Source organism: Nonomuraea sp. NPDC049784, assembly GCF_040659615.1.
GTDB lineage: Bacteria > Actinomycetota > Actinomycetes > Streptosporangiales > Streptosporangiaceae > Nonomuraea.
Genome location: NZ_JBFAMX010000778.1, coordinates 1 through 4,043 on the forward strand (window position 1 = coordinate 1; position 4,043 = coordinate 4,043).

The following is a 4,043-nucleotide window of genomic DNA, read 5'->3' on the forward strand; positions in this document are numbered from 1 at the left end:
AGCGTGCTCGCCGCGGCTTCCGCTGGTAGCGGCGCCGTCAGCGCCGTGATCAGGCCGAGTGCGCCGAGTGCGCCGGCGATCAGCGCCCGGCGGCGCCCGCCGAGCGGCCGTCGGGTGGCAGGTGGGGACGTGGCGGTGACGCGCATGCCTGAGCCTCCATAAGCAAATCATCGGATAGGAGCGTGCGGGAACACCCGCAGGACACGACGCCGCGTTCACGGGGAACGCGCACCACAAGGGCGTCATGACGGCGGCCCCTGTCGCGCACCACCGATCTGACAGGGAGATCGCCTCGGGGACTCAGTGTGGGAATCTCGCCGAAACTTGTCAAGGAAGTAGTGAAAACTTTCGGCGACGCCCGTCGACGCTATGCCCCTTGGAGTGGCACCATGGTCGATCTGGTGTGCCTGAAAGTTTCGGCCTGGCTGGCCGTGCGGGACTTCAGGTGAAAGTTTCATGGCGACACCCTCGTCGATCGACTCCGGCCTTGCCCGGGAAACGCCAGGTGAGCGCGCTCGGCCGCCGTCTCCTTTGATCCGCTGGCGATCCGGGGACTCTTGACATTACCTTTCTGTCTCGTATTTGCTCCGTTGCGCCACCACCTCCCACCGGCCCTCCGAGGAGGAGTTCGACGAGCAAGCTGCTTGTTAGCGCTAACAACTGGCGTTGGCCGAGCACGCGCTGACGACCGCAGCCGAGCGAGATCCGCACAGGCACCACACCCTGCGGTCCTCGCCTCACCAGGCCGCCGGACGCTCCGTGGCCGCTCCCCGTCCCGTATCGGCGCAGTCGGCTCGCGAGCGTCGGCGACTCGGAGGGAGGGGCCGTCCGATGCGTACCGCCAAGACGGCAGCCCCCACAGAGAGGCCGAACACGTGAAGAGAAGGGCAGCGAATGAAACCGCGTCCTAGGGCGTACGCCACCATCGGAGCCGGCGTGGCGGCTCTGATCGCTGTCGTGGCCGCCGCACTGTCCATGTTCCTCACCGTTGCCCCGCGAGCGTCGGCAGCGGCTCTGACCGAAGTGACGAACTTCGGAGCCAACCCCGGCGGCCTGCGGATGTACCTCTACGTCCCCGACAGAGTGGCCTCCCGCCCCGGCGTGCTGGTGGCGATGCACGGCTGCAACGGCTGGGCCCCGGGCTTCCACCAGGGCACCGAGTTCGCCTCGCTCGCCGACCGGTACGGCTTCATCGTCATCTACCCGCAGGCGAACAAGAGCGCCAACGGCATGTCGAACTGCTTCGACGTGTGGTCGAACGAGGCCCTGCGCCACGGTGGCGGCAGTGATCCGGTGTCGATCGTCTCCATGACCGCCTACGTGCTGCAGCGCTACAACGGTGACCCGGAGCGGGTGTTCGCCACCGGGTTCTCCTCCGGCGCGATGGAGACCAACAACCTCCTCGCCACGTATCCGGACGTGTTCAAGGCCGGCGCGCCGTTCTCCGGAGTTCCCTACGGCTGCCTCGGGCCCGCCGGATGCGGGGACAAGGCGCCGCAGCAGTGGGGCGACCTGGTCAGGAACGCCTACCCCGGCTACACCGGGCCCCGGCCGCGCGTGATGGCCTGGCACGGCACCGCCGACTCCGTGCTGCCGTACACGATGCTGCAGGAAGAGGTCGACCAGTGGACCAACGTGCACGGACTGACCCAGACTCCGGCCTCCACTGACAGCCCGCAATCCGGATGGACTCGGCGAGTCTTCGGCTCCGGGCAGGTCGAGGCGTACACCATCACCGGCGCCGGCCACGATCTGCCGCACGCCGGGATGGCCGTCTACGCCATCCGCTTCTTCGGGCTGGACGGCGGCTCGTCAACTCCGACGTCGACTCCCACCGTGCCCGGTGACGGCACCGGGCCGATCAGGGGAGTGGGTTCCGGACGTTGCCTGGACGTTCCGAACGCCGCCACCGCGGATGGCACCGCGGTGCAGTTGTGGGACTGCAACGGGCGGGACAACCAGCAATGGGCCGCCACTTCGGCCGGCGAGATCAGGGTCTATGGCAACAAGTGCCTCGACGCGGCCGGGACCGGCAACGGTGCCGGGATCCAGATCTACTCCTGCTGGGGCGGAGACAATCAGAAATGGCGCGTGAACTCCGACGGCTCCATCACCGGCGTGCAGTCCGGGCTGTGCCTGGACGCCGTGGGCCAGGGCACCGCCAACGGCACCCGGCTCCAGCTCTACACCTGCCACGGCGGCGCCAACCAGCGCTGGACCCGTACCTGACGCACCGCGGCCCGCAATCCGGAAGGTGATCACGAAACTTCGGTTCGGCGTCTTACCCGGGCGCGGCGATCCCGCGGCGGCTTCTGTGCCGCCTGCAGACGTTCATCTCGGACTCCTCACTAGGGGATGTTGTGCTCACATGCGAGCGGCTCAGCTCTACGGGCGGGTCGGAATCAATCCCAGGATGTCCAGCGCCGAATCGTTTCGCCCGCGCCTGGGTCTCGTGATCATTCATGTCAGTGGCGTGTTGTCATGTACGTGAGAGGTGGTTCCGAACCGCCTCTCGCACCTGCCCGAACGTCGGCCACCGGTTCGTGAGGAATCAGTGGGCCGACGTTCGAGTTGATGAAGGCGCCGCCCGCGGGTTCGTGGATCGGGAGCGGCCCGGATCAGCGGTAGCCGGCGGAGACGATGTTGGCCTGCACCGCGTTCTCGGTCGCGTCGGACGGGTAACCCGAGACCATGGCTCCTTCGTAGAAGGTTCCAGCGCTGAGGTTGGCGCCGCCGTCGGGCTTGCAGCAGTCACCGCCGCTTCCCAAGACGATGGCCCCCTGCTTCTTCATCGGGCTGTATCCCGAGGGCAGCGAGCCGTCGTAAAGGGTGTAGAGGCCGCCCGACTGCGCGTCGCTCCCCTTGATCGCGAATCGCGACGTCCCGTTGTTCTTGAGCGTCGCTGTGACGAACTTGCTGGTGAAAGCCCGCTGGTTCGGGTTCCAGGACTGGCTGCCCCCCGGGAACAGCCCCCACTCCAGGTCCGCCTGGACCCAGGGGCCGGTTCCGGAGCATCCGCCGAACCAGCACTGCCTGCTGAAGTTGATCGCGTCCATCGCTCCAGCGGCGTCGGCCTTACGCGTCGTCTCGCTGTTGCCATAGTCGAAGCAGCAGCCGCTGTTGACGTGCGTGCCGCTGGTCACCATGTACATGCCCTCGGGCGCGCTGCCGGTCGGGACACCCGTCAGGTGGCCGTCCCTCCAGTAGCTGTTGCCAGGGTTGATGTACAGCGAGTACGCCTTGTTCCCCCCGACCGTCAGCGACTCGGAGGTCGCGGTCGCGGGCTTGCTCTGGGGTGAGCCGGGGACCACGCTCGATCCCTGGTACCACAGGTCGTTTCCCTTCCCGGACTGGTCGAAGACGACGGTGACGACACAGGAGGTACCAGCGCAGAACGAGTCCTGGGCGGAGGCGTCGGCGGAGCCGCCCGCGGTCAGGACAGCTATGTTCCTGGTCGTGTTGTCGGAGGAGCGCCTGACCTGGTAGAGGTTGCCGTTGTACGAGCCGTAGAGAGCCCGAACCGTGCTGTGCGCGGCCACGCAGGGCGTACCTCCCGAAGCATAGATGTCGCATGGGCGCGTGCCACCGGAGGGACCAGTGGTGGTGTTCCACTTCTGGTTGGCCTGCCCGTTGCAGGTCCACAGGATGACGGCGGTGCCGTTGGCGGTGCCGGCCTGGTTGACGTCCAGGCACAGGCTCGACTGGATGCCGGTGATGGAGCCGTCGGAGTTCTGCCGCCACTTCTGGTTGGCCTGACCGTTGCACGACCAGATGATCACCGGCGTGCCGGGTGCGGTCTGGTTTCCGTAGGCGTCCACGCACCGCGTACCGTTCAACGTCCGCAGCTCGCCCGCGGCGGTGAACTCGAACGACTGGTTGGCCATGCCGGTGCAGTCCCAGATATCCAGCCCGGCGCCCGGCGTGTCGACATTGCCCTTGACGTCCAGACAACGTCCCGAAGCGGCGCTCACCAGCGGCGCCGACGCAGCCGACGCCGGCATTGTCCAGGTCAGCGCGGTCGCCAGCATCGTGGCAAGCATCGC

At 67.3% G+C, this 4,043-nt stretch carries 2 protein-coding genes; one reads left to right on the forward strand and one right to left on the reverse strand.

Translation table 11 applies throughout. The features are described 5' to 3' along the window. Nucleotides 1-894: 894 nt before the first annotated feature. Nucleotides 895-2,229 carry a PHB depolymerase family esterase gene (locus tag AB0J09_RS58270; RefSeq protein WP_360711767.1) on the forward strand — a complete coding sequence of 445 codons (1,335 nt, stop codon included), beginning with the start codon at nucleotides 895-897 and terminating at the stop codon, nucleotides 2,227-2,229. Nucleotides 2,230-2,618: 389 nt separating this feature from the next. Here AB0J09_RS58270 and AB0J09_RS58275 read toward each other — a convergent pair. Beyond that, a partial coding sequence (locus AB0J09_RS58275; protein ID WP_360711770.1) for an arabinofuranosidase catalytic domain-containing protein occupies nucleotides 2,619-4,043 on the reverse strand: 1,425 nt, incomplete at its 5' end.

What these genes read in the sequence shown, in the direction of transcription:
- AB0J09_RS58270 (WP_360711767.1), top strand. Translation starts at nt 895, where the DNA reads ATGAAACCGCGTCCTAGGGCGTACGCCACCATCGGAGCCGGCGTGGCG.